Source organism: Mycobacterium shunyiense, from assembly GCF_058270075.1.
Genome location: NZ_JBZDPU010000040.1, coordinates 93,803 through 107,599 on the forward strand (window position 1 = coordinate 93,803; position 13,797 = coordinate 107,599).

At 66.1% G+C, this 13,797-nt stretch carries 15 protein-coding genes; 10 read left to right on the forward strand and 5 right to left on the reverse strand.

Annotated elements, in window-relative coordinates:
• The first annotated feature begins 4 nt into the window (after nucleotides 1-4).
• The 8 genes from AC4ELH_RS30785 to AC4ELH_RS30820 are packed head-to-tail and all read left to right on the forward strand — an operon-like array spanning nucleotide 5 to nucleotide 8,763.
• A complete protein-coding gene (locus AC4ELH_RS30785) occupies nucleotides 5-1,207 on the forward strand; it encodes an MCE family protein (protein ID WP_064884627.1) in 1,203 nt (400 codons plus the stop codon).
• The gene (locus tag AC4ELH_RS30790; protein ID WP_064884629.1) at nucleotides 1,207-2,256 is read left to right on the forward strand and encodes an MCE family protein; all 1,050 of its coding nucleotides are present in this window, start codon (nucleotides 1,207-1,209) and stop codon (nucleotides 2,254-2,256) included. The genes AC4ELH_RS30785 and AC4ELH_RS30790 overlap by 1 nt, the downstream gene beginning before the upstream one ends.
• Entirely contained in the window at nucleotides 2,249-3,307 is a 1,059-nt protein-coding gene (locus AC4ELH_RS30795) for a virulence factor Mce family protein (RefSeq protein ID WP_064884631.1), read from the forward strand. Before AC4ELH_RS30790 ends, AC4ELH_RS30795 begins: the two co-directional genes overlap by 8 nt.
• Nucleotides 3,304-4,698 carry a virulence factor Mce family protein gene (locus tag AC4ELH_RS30800; protein ID WP_064958841.1) on the forward strand — a complete coding sequence of 465 codons (1,395 nt, stop codon included), beginning with the start codon at nucleotides 3,304-3,306 and terminating at the stop codon, nucleotides 4,696-4,698. The genes AC4ELH_RS30795 and AC4ELH_RS30800 overlap by 4 nt, the downstream gene beginning before the upstream one ends.
• Complete coding sequence (locus AC4ELH_RS30805; RefSeq protein ID WP_498888561.1) at nucleotides 4,695-5,891, forward strand: MCE family protein; 1,197 nt, start codon at nucleotides 4,695-4,697, stop codon at nucleotides 5,889-5,891. The genes AC4ELH_RS30800 and AC4ELH_RS30805 overlap by 4 nt, the downstream gene beginning before the upstream one ends.
• Nucleotides 5,892-7,580, forward strand: a complete 1,689-nt coding sequence (locus AC4ELH_RS30810; RefSeq protein ID WP_448447587.1) for an MCE family protein — start codon at nucleotides 5,892-5,894, stop codon at nucleotides 7,578-7,580.
• On the forward strand, nucleotides 7,580-8,278 hold the full coding sequence (locus AC4ELH_RS30815) for an Rv1363c family protein (protein WP_448447585.1): 699 nt from the start codon (nucleotides 7,580-7,582) through the stop codon (nucleotides 8,276-8,278). Before AC4ELH_RS30810 ends, AC4ELH_RS30815 begins: the two co-directional genes overlap by 1 nt.
• The gene (locus tag AC4ELH_RS30820; RefSeq protein WP_498888564.1) at nucleotides 8,278-8,763 is read left to right on the forward strand and encodes a mammalian cell entry protein; all 486 of its coding nucleotides are present in this window, start codon (nucleotides 8,278-8,280) and stop codon (nucleotides 8,761-8,763) included. Before AC4ELH_RS30815 ends, AC4ELH_RS30820 begins: the two co-directional genes overlap by 1 nt.
• A 53-nt stretch (nucleotides 8,764-8,816) precedes the next feature.
• Here AC4ELH_RS30820 and AC4ELH_RS30825 read toward each other — a convergent pair whose 3' ends face one another.
• From AC4ELH_RS30825 to AC4ELH_RS30845, 5 genes are all read right to left on the reverse strand, one after another.
• Nucleotides 8,817-10,268 carry an alpha,alpha-trehalose-phosphate synthase (UDP-forming) gene (locus AC4ELH_RS30825; protein ID WP_064884642.1) on the reverse strand — a complete coding sequence of 484 codons (1,452 nt, stop codon included), beginning with the start codon at nucleotides 10,266-10,268 and terminating at the stop codon, nucleotides 8,817-8,819.
• Complete coding sequence (locus AC4ELH_RS30830) at nucleotides 10,268-10,432, reverse strand: hypothetical protein (RefSeq protein WP_110777506.1); 165 nt, start codon at nucleotides 10,430-10,432, stop codon at nucleotides 10,268-10,270. The genes AC4ELH_RS30825 and AC4ELH_RS30830 overlap by 1 nt, the downstream gene beginning before the upstream one ends.
• A 45-nt stretch (nucleotides 10,433-10,477) precedes the next feature.
• Nucleotides 10,478-10,867 carry an intersectin-EH binding protein Ibp1 gene (locus tag AC4ELH_RS30835; RefSeq protein WP_082941754.1) on the reverse strand — a complete coding sequence of 130 codons (390 nt, stop codon included), beginning with the start codon at nucleotides 10,865-10,867 and terminating at the stop codon, nucleotides 10,478-10,480.
• Nucleotides 10,868-10,971: 104 nt separating this feature from the next.
• Complete coding sequence (locus AC4ELH_RS30840; RefSeq protein ID WP_082941755.1) at nucleotides 10,972-11,289, reverse strand: hypothetical protein; 318 nt, start codon at nucleotides 11,287-11,289, stop codon at nucleotides 10,972-10,974.
• Nucleotides 11,290-11,360: 71 nt separating this feature from the next.
• The gene (locus AC4ELH_RS30845) at nucleotides 11,361-11,768 is read right to left on the reverse strand and encodes an intersectin-EH binding protein Ibp1 (RefSeq protein ID WP_498888567.1); all 408 of its coding nucleotides are present in this window, start codon (nucleotides 11,766-11,768) and stop codon (nucleotides 11,361-11,363) included.
• Between the two features lie 268 nt (nucleotides 11,769-12,036).
• Here AC4ELH_RS30845 and AC4ELH_RS30850 point away from each other — a divergent pair, with 268 nt between their 5' ends.
• Together AC4ELH_RS30850 and AC4ELH_RS30855 are read left to right on the forward strand one after the other, a co-directional pair.
• Nucleotides 12,037-12,945, forward strand: coding sequence for an enoyl-CoA hydratase (locus AC4ELH_RS30850; protein WP_064884648.1), 909 nt, complete (start codon nucleotides 12,037-12,039; stop codon nucleotides 12,943-12,945).
• A gap of 11 nt (nucleotides 12,946-12,956) precedes the next feature.
• A complete protein-coding gene (locus tag AC4ELH_RS30855; protein WP_064958850.1) occupies nucleotides 12,957-13,793 on the forward strand; it encodes an SDR family oxidoreductase in 837 nt (278 codons plus the stop codon).
• Nucleotides 13,794-13,797 lie beyond the last annotated feature (4 nt).

Below are 13,797 nucleotides of genomic sequence, written 5' to 3' on the forward strand. Positions count from 1 at the left end.
GGCGATGTCAGACGCAACCTCCAAGCACCGCAGGCATGTGAGGATCGCGGCCGCGATCCTGGCGGCGATCGTGGCCGCCGCGGTGGTGTTCACCTACCTGTCCTACACAGCGGCATTCACGCCGACCGACACCGTCAGCCTGACTGCGCCGCGGGCGGGCCTGGTGATGGAGCGCGACGCCAAGGTGAAGTACCGCGGCATCCAGATCGGCAAGGTCTCCGAGATCGCGTACGCCGGCCACGAGGCGAAGCTGACGCTGTCCATCAAGCGCGGCGAGATGCGCTACATCCCGTCCAACGCCACCGTGCGGATCGCCGGCAACACGATCTTCGGCGCCAAGTCGGTGGAGTTCCTGGCGCCGGACAAGCCGGAGGGCTCGCTTCGGCCGGGCAGCACGGTGGCCGCCAAGGACGTGCAGCTGGAGGTCAACACCCTTTTTCAGACGCTGTCGGATGTGCTCAACAAGATCGACCCGGTCAGCCTGAACGCCACGCTGTCAGCACTCGGTGAGGGCCTGCGGGGCCACGGCGACGATGCGGGTGCGGCCTTGTCGGGCTTGAATTCCTACCTGCAGCAACTGAACCCGAAGTTGCCGACGCTGCAGGAGGACTTCGCCAAGGCCGCGGTGGTCGCCAACATCTACGGCGACGCCGGCCCAGATCTGGCCCGGATCATCGACAACGTGCCCGCGCTGAACAAGACCATCGTGGACGAGAAGACCAACCTCAACGCCACGCTGCTGTCGGCGACCGGGCTGGCCAACAACGGCACCGCCACTCTGGAGCCCGCGGCCGACGACTACATCGCGGCGATCCAGCGGTTGCGTGCACCGCTGAAGGTGGCCGGAGATTATTCGCCGGAATTCGGCTGTCTCCTGCGCGGTGTGTCCATCGGTGTCGACCGGTTCGCCCCGATCATCGGCGGTATCCGGCCCGGCCTGTACGTCAACTCCAACTTCCTGCCCGGGTCCCCGGCGTACACCTATCCGGAGAGCCTGCCGATGGTGAACGCCTCCGGCGGGCCGAACTGCCGCGGCCTTCCCGACGTGCCCACCAAGCAGTTCGGCGGCAGCTGGTACCGCGCCCCGTTCGTGGTCACCGACAACGCGTACGTGCCGTTCCAGCCGAACACCGAGGTGCAGTTCGACGCGCCGGCGACCCTGCAGTTCCTGTTCAACGGTGCTTTCGCAGAAAGGGACCGATTCTGATGGCGACCGGCGCAGGTACTGACCGGACCATGCTCAAGGTCGGCATCTTCACTGTGGCGATGCTGTTGGTGGCGGCCATGCTGGTGGTGGTCTTCGGCGAGTTCCGCTTCGCCTCGGCCAACAGCTACCACGCCACGTTCAGCGAGGCGTCGCGGCTGAAGGCCGGGCAGGACGTCCGCATCGCCGGCGTTCCCGTGGGCAAGGTCCACGACGTGAAGCTGAACGACGACAACACCGTCGACGTCGCGTTCGACGTCAACAAGCGGTACCAGCTCTACACCTCGAGCCAGGCCAAGGTGCGCTACCTGAACCTCGTAGGTGATCGTTTCCTGGAAATCACCTCGGGCCCAGGGGAACTGCGCAAGCTGGCGCCCGGCGGGACGATCCCGGCACAGAACACCCAGCCGGCCCTGGACCTCGACGCGCTGCTGGGCGGATTGCGGCCCGTGCTCAAGGGTCTGGACGGCGCGAAGGTAAACGAGATCTCCAACGCGGTGATCGAGATGCTTCAGGGCCAGGGCGGCGCGTTGGCGAACATGCTGACCAGCACGAGCGCCTTCACCCAGAACCTGGCCGCCCGCGATCAGCTCATCGGCGACGTCATCACCAACCTCAACACCGTGCTGAGCACGGTGGACGAGAAGGGCTCGCAGTTCGACACCAGCGTCGACGAGTTGCAGAAGCTGATCACCGGTCTGTCCGAGGGACGCGATCCGATCGCCGGCGCGATCGCACCCCTGGCCTCGGCCGAGAACGATCTGACCGACATGCTGGAGAAGTCCCGCCGCCCGCTGCAGGGGGTCATCGAGAATGCCCGGCCGCTGGCGCAGCGCATGGACGAGCGGAAGGGCGACATCAACAAGGTCATTGAGCCGCTGGCCGAGAACTACCTGCGGCTCAACGCACTCGGTGCCTATGGCTCGTTCTTCAACATCTTCTACTGCTCGGTTCGGTTGAAGGTCAACGGACCGGCAGGCAGCGACATCCTGATTCCGTTCGGCGGTCCGCCGGACCCATCCAAGGGGAGGTGTGCGCCGACCAATGGCTAGTTCGCGCGAGTCGAATCCCGTGCGCACCGGGATCCTCGGCATCTTTGTGGTGGCATGCCTGGTGCTGGTGTCATTCGGTTACACCGGCCTGCCGTTCTTCCCGCAGGGCAAGCAGTTCGAGGCCTACTTCAGTGATGCCGGTGGGATCTCTCCGGGCAACGACGTCAACATCTCGGGCATCACGGTCGGCAAGGTCACCGACATCGCCTTGGCCGGTGACTCGGCCAAGGTCAAATTCACCGTGGACCGCAACATCAAAGTCGGCGATCAGTCGCTGGTGGCGATCAAGACCGATACGGTGCTCGGCCAGAAGTCGCTTTCGGTGACCCCGAAGGGTGTAGGTACGTCGACGGTTATCCCCTTGGGACGCACCACGACTCCGTACACGCTGAACACTGCGCTGCAGGACCTCGGGCAGAACGTCAGCGAGTTGGACAAGCCGAAGTTCGAGCAGGCGCTGCAGACACTGACCGACACGTTGCGCGACGCCACCCCGCAGTTGCGCGGTGCCCTGGACGGCGTCACGAACCTGTCCCGCACCATCAACAAGCGGGACGAGGCCCTCGAGGGGCTGTTGACCCACGCCAAGCGGGTGTCGGATCTCCTGGCCAACCGCGCCGGGCAGGTCAACCAGCTGCTGAACGACGGCAATCAGCTGTTCGCCGCACTCGATGAGCGCCGGCAGGCGCTGAGTAACCTGATCGCCGGCATCGACGATGTGTCGCACCAGCTTTCGGGATTCGTCGCGGACAACCGCAAGGAATTCAAACCGGCGCTGGAGAAGCTCAATCTGGTGATGGACAACCTGCTGGAACGGCGCGAGCACATCGGTGAGGCGCTCAAGCGGTTGCCGGGCTATGCCACCGCGCTCGGCGAGGTGGTCGGTAACGGCCCCGGCTTCAACATCAACCTGTACGGCCTGCCGCCGGCAGCGATGTCCGAGGTACTGCTGGACACCTACTTCCAACCGGGCAAGCTGCCCGACAGCCTGTCCGATATGTTGCGCGGCTACATTTCCGAGCGAGTGATCGTTAGGCCGAAATCGCCATGACCCAACAGAATCCGTCATCCGGCCGCAACCGGTGGATGCGTATCGCACTGGCCGTGGTGCTGCTGGCGGTCCTGGCCGTCGGCGTCTACCAGGTGTGGCCGTCACGCACCGGCCCCAAGCTCACCGCGTACTTCACCAACGCCGTCGGGTTGTACCCGGGCGACGAGGTGCGGATCGTCGGCGTGCCGGTGGGCACGATCGACTCCATCGAACCGCGGCCCTCGGATGTCAAGATCGAGATGACCCTCGACCGCGGCGTCAAGGTGCCCGCCGACGCGAAGGCGCTGATCCTGTCGCCGAACCTGGTGTCGGCCAGATTCATTCAGTTGACCCCCGCCTACACGGAGGGCGACGTGATCGCCGACGGCGCGTCGATCGGACTCGACCGCACCGGCGTGCCCGTCGAATGGGACGAGGTCAAGGAGCAACTCACCCAGCTCAGTTCGCAACTCGGACCGCAGGCCAATTCGGTGCAGGGGCCGATCGCGGCGTTCGTCGACCAGGCCGCGACCACGTTCGACGGCAACGGCGACTCGTTCCGCAATGCGTTGCGTGAGTTGTCCCAAACCGCCGGCCGGCTGGGTGATTCGCGGACCGATCTGTTCGGCACGGTGAAGAACCTGCAGATTCTGGTCGACGCGCTGTCCAACAGCAACGAACAGATCGTGCAGTTCACCAATCACGTGGCGTCGGTGTCGCAGGTGCTGGCCGACAGCTCCAGCGGGCTCGACCAGACACTGGGCACGCTCAATCAGGCACTCGGCGACGTCCGCGGATTCCTGAACGAGAACAACGAGGCGCTGATCGCCCAGGTGGGCAAGCTGGCCGACTTCACCCAGATTCTCACCGACCACAGTGACGACATCGAGCAGATCCTCCACGTCACGCCCAACGGCCTGGCGAACTTCTACAACATCTACAACCCGGCGCAGGGCACCGTCGGTGGTCTGTTGTCGCTGCCAAACTTTGCCAACCCGGTGCAGTTCCTGTGCGGTGGCAACTTCGACACCGGCTCGACCCCGGACAACTACAAACGCGCCGAGATCTGCCGGCAGCGAATGGGTCCGGTCCTGCGCCGCATCACGATGAACTACCCACCGGTGTTGTTCCATCCGGTCAACACCATCACCGCCTACAAGGGCCAGATCCAGTACGACACCCCCGAAACCGAAGCGAAGTCGGAGACGCCGGTGCCTTACCTGCAGTGGCAGAACGCACCCGGCGTCACGCCGCCGCAGATCCCGCCGGACGCGACGCTGAGCTCGTTGATCCTGCCGCCGGATGCACCCGCGCCGGCACCTGGAACCGGAGTCGGGCCCGCGCCAGGACCTGCGCCCGCGCCGGGACCCGTGGCCGCGCCCGCACCCGCTGAGGCTGGTGCCGGCGGATGATGAGGGGTAAAGCATTGAGGGGTAAGGCATCCCGCATCGGCAGTCGCACCCTGGCGATCGGCAGTGGCGCCATGCTGCTGGCCGGCTGCCAGTTCGGCGGTCTCAACTCGCTGAACATGCCCGGTACCGCCGGGCACGGGTCCGGCTCCTACACCGTCACGGTGCAGTTGCCCGACGTGGCGACCCTGCCGCAGAACTCGCCGGTGATGGTCGACGACGTCACCGTCGGCAGCGTGTCGGGTGTGGATGCGGTCCAGCGTCAGGACGGCACCTTCTATGCGGCGCTGCAACTGTCGCTGAACGGTGACGTGAAGCTCCCGGCGAATGCCGTTGCGCGCGTTGCCCAGACCTCGCTACTCGGCTCCCAGCACATCGAGCTGTCCGAACCTGTCGATCAACCGGCCGAGGGGCGACTGGCCCAGGGTTCCAACATCTCGCTGTCCCAGACCGACCGTTATCCGACCACCGAGGAAGTGCTCTCCTCGCTGGGCATGGTGGTCAACAAGGGCAATCTCGGTGCGCTGCAAGACATCACCGATGAGGCCTACGCGGCCGTCGCCGGACGGGCCGGAACCTTCGCCGATCTCATCCCGCGGCTGGCCGAGCTGACCGCGTCACTGGACCGGCAGACCAACGACATCATCGCGGCCGCGGACGGGCTGAACCGGTTCGCGTCGATCCTGGCCCGCAGCCAGGACAGCCTGGGCCGCACACTCGACACCCTGCCCGGCGCGCTCAAGGTGCTCAACGACAACCGGTCCAACATCGTCGACGCGTTCACCGCGCTGCGCAGCTTCGCCCAGGTCGGCTCGCGGATCCTGTCGCAGACCAAGGACGATTTTGCGGCCGATCTCAAGGATCTCTATCCGGTGATCAAGGCGTTCAACGACAACGCCGACGACTTCATCAAGGACCTGGAGTTCCTGCCGACCTTCCCGTTCCACTACAAGTATCTGCGCCAGGCGGTGCGAGGCGACTACCTGAACGTCTACGTCACCTTCGACCTGACCCTGCGGCGGTTCGGTGAGTCGATCTTCACGACCGGAGCCTTCGACCCGAACATGCAGCACCTCAACGAGGTGATCAATCCGCCGGACTTCCTGACCGGGGCGATGGCCAACTTGTCCGGCCAGGCGGCCGATCCGTTCAAGATCCCGGCCGGAACTGCGACCCAGCACGAGGAGAAGCCGTAGATGATCGACCGGCTCACCCGTATGCAGCTGATGATCTTCGGGGTCGTCACCATCCTCACCGTGGGTGCCATCTCGCTGTTCTATCTGCACCTGCCCGCTGCGGTGGGTATCGGCACCTACCACGTCAACGCCAACTTCCTGGCCGGTGGCGGGATCTACCAGAACGCCAACGTCACCTACCGTGGCGTCACGGTCGGCCGGGTGGATTCCGTAGGCCTGGCACCCGACGGCGTGGTCGCCAAGATGCAGCTCAACAGCAACACGGCGATACCCGACAACGTCATCGCCACGGTCAAGAGTGTCTCGGCCGTCGGCGAGCAGTACATCGACCTGATCCCGCCGGAGTCACCGTCGACCAACAAGCTGCGCAACGGCGCCACCATCGAGCAGGACAACACCCGGGTCGGCCAGGACATCGCAGGGATGCTGCACGAAGCCGACACACTGGTCAGCAGTATCGGCAACAGCCGGCTGCAGGATCTGCTGCGTGAGACGTTCAAGGCGTTCAACGGGTCGGGGCCCGAACTCGCCCGGTTGATCCAATCCTCACGTCTGCTGATCGACGAGGCCAACGCCAACTACGGCGAGACCACTCAGCTGATCGACCAGGCCGGGCCGTTCCTGGAAGCCCAGATGCGTAGCGGCGACAACATCCGCTCGCTGGCCGACGGGCTGGCCCGGTTCACCGGTGAGGTGAACAAGGCCGATCCGCAGCTGCGCGCCACCCTCAAGACCGTTCCGGGCACCACCGAGGCGGCCAACACCGCATTCAGCGGTATCCGGCCGACCTTCCCGGTGCTGGCGGCGAACCTGGCGAACTTCGGCCGCATCGGGGTGATCTACAGCAAGTCCCTCGAGCAGGCGCTGGTGATCTTCCCGGCACTGATGGCGGCGCTGAGCACGGTCGCCGGCGGGGCACCTGCCGACGAGGGCGCCAAGCTGGACTTCAAGATCGACCTCGGGGACGCGCCGCCCTGCTTGACCGGGTTCGTCCCGCCGACCCAGATCCGATCTCCGGCCGACGAGACGCTGCGTGAGCTGCCGTCCGATCTGTACTGCAAGACCGCACAGAACGACCCGGCGGTGGTGCGTGGTGCGCGCAACTACCCGTGCATGGAGTTCCCCGGAAAGCGGGCGCCCACCATCCAGCTGTGCCGCGATCCCAAGGGCTATGTGCCGGTGGGCAGCAACCCGTGGCGCGGCCCGCCGGTTCCGTACGGCACGCCGATCGAGGACGGGCGTAACATCCTGCCGCCCAACAAGTTCCCGAACATCCCGCCGCAGGTGGATCCGGATCCGGGCCCGCCCGTCGTGCAGTTGCCACCCGGGGTCGAACCCGGCCCGGGCCCCGCGCCGCACGCGCCGTTCCCGCTGCCGGTGCCGCCGAACAAGCCGGGCACACCGCCTCCGCCGTGGCCGTACTTCGCACCGCCGGACCAGATCGTGCCGCCGTACGGCCGGACGCCTCCCGGGGCTCCGGCAGCCCCGGCTCCGGCGCCGGCTCCGGAAGCGCCGTTGCCGGCCGAGGCACCACCTCTGGCCAGCGCACCGATGACGGGCACCTACGATCAGCACAGTGGGGTCTTCGCCGACGCCGACGGAGGCACCGGCGTGTACGCAGCCGGCGCCGACAAACTGGCGCCAGCGGAGACCTGGGTAGACCTGATGTTGGATCCAAGGCAGGCTTGATGATCGAAGAAACCGCCTCGAATACGAGGCCGGTCCGTAGGCGCGCGTCAAGGGCGGCCGGCCCGACCGGGGCCGGGACGGCAGGCGAGGTGACCCAGACCGTGCCTTTGGTGGAGCCTTCCACCAAGGCGGCGGCCAGGGCCTCGCAGCCGACACCGCTCAAGGCGCCGCCCCGGCGGCGCGCCCACCGCACCCTGGTGGCCCTGGTGGCAGCACTGACTTTGGGTCTGGGGACCGCTGCGCTGGGTGCGCTGGCCTATGTCATGCGCGATCAGCAACATGCGGTCGATGCCCTGCAGGCCCGCGACGAGAGCTTCGTCGACACCGGCAAGCAGACCGTGATCAACATGTTCAGCTACACCCAGGACACGATCGACGAAAGCGTCAACCGCTTCATCGACGGCACCAGCGGCCCCCTGCGCGACATGATGAGCCAGGGCAACAACGCCGACAACCTCAAGGCGTTGTTCCGCGACACCAACGCCAGCTCGGAGGCTGTGATCAACGGCGCGGCGCTGGAGAAGGTCGACGAGATCGCCCGGAATGCCTCGGTACTGGTGGCGGTGCGTGTCACGGTCACCGACGTGGACGGCGTCAATTCGCCGACTCGCCCGTACCGGCTGCGGGTGATCGTGCACGAGGACGACAACGGGCACATGACCGGATACGACCTCAAGTACCCCGACGGCGGAAACTGATGCGCTCTAAACTCACTGCCCTCCTGATCGGCCTGTTGACGACGGCCTTCGTCGGGTTGGCCGCCGTAGGTGGCTCGCTGTACTGGAACCGCGTGGCGCAGCAGGGTCAGGAGACGGCCAGGACCGAACTCCCTGCGCTGGCCGCCGAACAGATCCCGAAAGTGTTCGGTTACGACTATCAGACCGTCGAGCGCAGCCTGATGGAGACGTACCCGCTGCTCGCCCCGGACTTCCGGCAGCAGTTCGAGAAGGACGCCACCGCCAAGGTGATCCCCGAGGCACGCAAGCGTCAGCTGGTGGTGCAGATCAGCGTCGTCGGCATCGGTGTCATGACGGCGCAGCGTGATTCGGGGTCCGTCATGGTGTACATGAACCGCACCGTGACCGACCAGTCCCGCCAACCGCTCTATGACGGCAGCCGACTGAAGGTCGATTACCGCAAGATCGGCGGGAACTGGCTGATCAACGCGATCAACCCGATCTAGTCACCTGACCCGAAGCGGGCCGGCGCTCAAGGAATTCGCGCGCCGGCCGGCGCTCAGGCTGAATTCGCGCTTCCGAGCGCGGCTAAAAACGCGCGCGCCCAACGGTCCACATCATGCGCCAGCACCTGGCGGCGCAGCGCACGCATCCGGCGCCTGCCCTCCTCGGGGCTCTGCTCCAGCGCCGCCTCGATGGCATCCTTGACGCCTTCGAGATCGTGCGGGTTGGTCAGGTAGGCCTGACGCAGCTCGGCCGCCGCCCCGGTGAACTCCGACAGCACCAACGCGCCGCCGAGGTCACTGCGGCACGCCACGTACTCCTTGGCCACCAGGTTCATGCCGTCGCGTAGCGGGGTGACCAGCATGACGTCGGCTGCGACGAAGAACGCGATGAGCTCATCGCGTGGCACCGGCCGGTGCAGGTAGTGCACCAGCGGATGCCCCACCTCACCGTATTCACCGTTGATGTGGCCGACCTGCCGCTCGATGTCCTCGCGCATCGCGATATAGCTCTCGACCCGCTCGCGGCTCGGTGTGGCCAGCTGGATCAGAACGGTGTCGTCGCGTTTGATCCGGTCCTCTTCGAGCAGTTCGGTGAAGGCTCGCAGCCGGACGTCGATGCCCTTGGTGTAGTCGAGCCGGTCGACGCCGAGCAGGATCTTGCGCGGATTGCCGAGCTCAGCGCGAATCTGCCGGGCGCGTTGGCGCACCGATCGGTTGCGGGCCTTGGCGTCCAGATCAGCCGAATCTATCGAGATGGGGAAAGCGCCGACCTTGACCGTGCGGAACCCGTAGGAGACCTCACCGAAGCGCGAGCGGACCCCGATCGATGCGCGTGAGGTATTGGCGCCGACCAGGCGGCGGGCCAGGACCAGGAAGTTCTGTGCGCCCCCGGCCAGGTGGAATCCGACCAGGTCGGCTCCGAGCAGGCCCTCGACGATCTCGGTGCGCCACGGCATCTGCATGAACAGTTCGACGGGCGGGAACGGGATGTGGAGGAAGAAGCCGATGGTGAGGTCGGGACGCAGCATGCGCAGCATCTTGGGGACGAGCTGCAGCTGGTAATCCTGGATCCAGACCGTCGCGCCGTGGGCCGCTGCCCGGGCCGTGGCCTCGGCGAAACGCCGGTTCACGTCGACGTAGCTGTCCCACCACTTGCGGTGGTACACGGGCTTGACGATGAGGTCGTGGTAGAGCGGCCACAGGGTGGCGTTCGAGAACCCCTCGTAGTAATCCGCGACGTCCTGCGCGGACAGCTCCACCGGGTAGAGCTGCAGGTCCTCCTCGACGATCGGCTCCTCGCCGCTGTCGGGGACACCCGCCCAGCCGATCCACGCGCCGCGGCGTTTACGCAGCAGCGGCTCCAGCGCGGTGACAAGGCCGCCGGGACTGCGCTTCCAGGTCGTGCTGCCATCCGGCAACCGCTCCATGTCGATGGGCAGCCGGTTGGCGACCACGACGAAGTCGGAGTTACCGGAGGCGGCCGGCGGGCCGGCCTCCGGACTCATTACGCCTCGGTCTTCGAGGGCCCAATGCCGAGCATCGACAGGAACATGCGGCACTCGTCGGCGTCGGTGGCGTAGGTCGCTACGACGCGGCGAGCCTGGCTGGCGGTGCTGTCGGCGAGGGGTTCGACGTCGTCGATGTCGGCGGTATCAGTTTTCGCAGGCATGACATAACTGTAGGCGACCCGGAGAGCCCGGGTCGCCGCATGCCATCAGCCGATGGAACCGTGCACGGTCGGGCTGCTGCCGACGGTCGACTCCGGCACCGGCTGGGGTCCCTCGGACTGCTGCTCTTCGGCCAGGCCGATGCATTCGCCGGTGTTGGCGCCGGTGCAGGGGATGGAGCCGCCGCCACCGGGCTCGTTCACGGCCGGCAGGTTGGGGTTGCCCGCGATGCTGCTGAAGTTGCCGGGGGAGTTCGGCACGGTGTGCGGGACGCACATGTTGGTGTAGAGGTCTTCCTCTTCGCCCGTCGGGCAGGCGATCGCCGGGCCGGCGGACACGGGTACGGAGAACGCGGCGATCGCCGGGGCGGCGGCCGCAGCGACTGCAAATCCGCCGGCAAAGATCAGACGTCGCATCGAGATCGGGAAGGTCGCCATCGTCACGCTTTCTCTAGTTATTCGATTGTTCGTTGCAGGGATTCTAAGGAAGCTGGGAAAAATCTGCACTGCTTCTATGCGGTAGCTGGCAACCCTCGGAAGTGCTAAGGGCTGGCGCTGATGGTCGAGCGCGGAATGGGTTGCGGTCCCTCGGCCTCGTCTTCCTCGGCCAGACCGATGCACTCGCCGGCGTTGTGGCCGGTGCACGGGATGGCGCCGCCTCCGCCGGGCAGGTCCACCGCAGGCATGTCCGGATTGCCGGGGATGCCGCTGAACGGGGACGGTGAATTCGGCACCAGGTACGGGGTGCAGGTCGTCGTGTACACGTCCTCCTCCTCGCCGGAGGTGCAGGTTGCTTGTGCGACCGGCGCGCCGAGCCACAGGAGCAGCGCACAGCCGACGCCGGACAGTACGGCGGGCACGACAACTGATTTCACCTCAGCAGTCTAGGACTGCTGAGGGTTTACTGTGCGGTGTCTGGAGCCGTGCTGTGTCAGCCGATGGAACCGTGCACGGTCGGGCTGCTGCCGACCGTCGACTGCGGAACCGGCTGGGGTCCCTCGGACTGCTGCTCTTCGGCCAGGCCGATGCACTCACCCGAGTTCGCGCCGGTGCACGGGATGGCACCGCCCCCGCCGGGCATGTTCACGGCGGGCAGGTTGGGGTTGCCTGCGACGCTGCTGAAGTTGCCGGGGGAGTTCGGCACGATGTCGGGTACGCACACGTTGGTGAACGTGTCCTCGGTTTCGCCGTTGGGGCACGAGGCCAGCGACTGGGAGGGCATCGACAGCACCGTCAGGGCAGGGGCCGCGGCGATGGCTGCGGCGATGCCGGCCGCGACGACGAAACGGCGGGGGCCGGCCGGGAAGCCGGCCGGGAAGCCGGACGGGAAGATAGCCATTGGCGTGCTTTCTCTTCAGGGCCTGAAAAGGTTTGCTGGTTACCCGGCCTCGGTGATCCGACCACGGTGATCCGTGAAGTCGTCCTGCGTTGGATATTTTACGCTCTACAAGGGGAAATGGCTGTCACTGCGATTGTGGTGCAGTCATGCCGAGCCACGTGCTGTGAAGCTGCTGAGCGGTAGCTGTGATCCCGGTGTGAGCCGGGTTACGTGATACACGTAATGTGCAGTTCGTAACTTACTTACCTTGACTAAGAGGTGGTCCGATATGGCCGATCCCGATGAGGCAACGCCTCAGGTCGAATACGAGACACTCGATGACGGGCGCATCGCCAGGATCTGGCTGAACCGTCCGAATGCGCAGAACGCCCAGTCGCGGACCCTGCTGGTGCAACTCGACGAGGCATTCGGCCGGGCCGAGGCCGACGATGCAGTCCGTGTGGTGATCCTGGCCGCGCGTGGCAAGAACTTCTCGGCCGGCCATGACCTCGGTTCCGAAGAGGCGTTGGCCGAGCGCGCGCCCGGGCCGACTCAGCACCCGACGTTCCGATCCCACGGTGCCACCGCCGCCGGCGTCACTGAGCGAACCTACCTGCAGGAGTGGCACTTCTACTTCGAGAACACCCGGCGGTGGCGTGATCTGCGCAAGATCACCATCGCCCAGGTGCAGGGCAACGCGATCTCGGCGGCACTGATGCTGATCTGGGCCTGCGACCTGATCGTGGCTGCCGACGACGCCAAGTTCAGCGACGTCGTCGGGGTTCGTATGGGGATGCCGGGCGTCGAGTACTACGCCCACCCGTGGGAGTTCGGCGCCCGCAAGGCCAAAGAGCTACTGCTGACCGGTGATTCGATCGACGCCGATGAGGCGTACCGGTTGGGCATGGTGTCCAAGGTCTTCGCACGCGACGAACTCGAAGACAAGACACTGGAATTCGCCCGCCGCATCGCCGAGCGGCCGACGATGGCGGCCCTGTTGGTCAAGGACTCCGTCAACGCGGCCAGCGACGCGATGGGCTTCACCGAGGCGCTGCGTCATGCGTTCCACATTCACGAGCTGGGGCACGCGCACTGGGCGTCGGTGAACGAGAACCGCTGGCCGGTGGGAATGCCGCCCGATGTTCCCGACTGGCGGACCTTGGGGGCCCCGAAGCCGGCCCGGCGAGATACACCATAAGGATGACGCAAATGGAACTGTCGTTGAAGGATCGCACGTACCTGGTCACCGGAGGCGGCAGCGGAATCGGCAAGGGTGCCGCGGCGGCCATCGTCGCCGCCGGTGGCAACGCCCTGTTGATCGGGCGCAATGCCGACAAGCTGAGTGCGGCTGCGGACGAATTGAACGCAGGAGTCGCTGGTGGTGAGGTGCGCTACGAACCCGCCGATGTCACCAACGAGGACGAGGTCCGCCGTGCGGTCGACGCCGCCACTGCCTGGCACGGCCGACTGCACGGTGTGGTGCACAGTGCCGGTGGGTCGCTGACCATCGGTCCGATCACCCAGATCGATTCCGAATTGTGGCGCCAGACCGTCGATCTGAATGTCAACGGGACGATGTACCTGATCAAGCACGCGGGTCGGGAAATGGTCCGCGGCGGTGGCGGGTCGTTCGTCGGCATCTCGTCGATCGCGTCGACCAACACCCACCGCTGGTTCGGTGCTTACGGTGTGAGCAAGGCGGCGTTCGACCATCTGATCAAGCTGGCCGCCGACGAACTCGGACCGTCCTCGGTGCGGTTCAACAGCATCCGGCCCGGTTTGACCCGCACCGAGATGGTCGGCCCGGTTTTCGAGCTGCCGGCTGCCAGTGAGGACTACAAGGCCTGCACGCCGATGCCGCGGTTCGGTGAGGTCGAGGACATCGCCAACCTGGCGGCATTCCTGCTCAGCGACGCCGCGGGCTGGATCACCGGTCAGTCCATCGGTGTCGACGGTGGGCACAGCCTGCGCCGCGGACCCGACATCTCGGCGATGCTGGAGCCGCTGTACGGCGCCGACGGCCTGCGCGGGGTAGTCGCCGAGTAGCGAG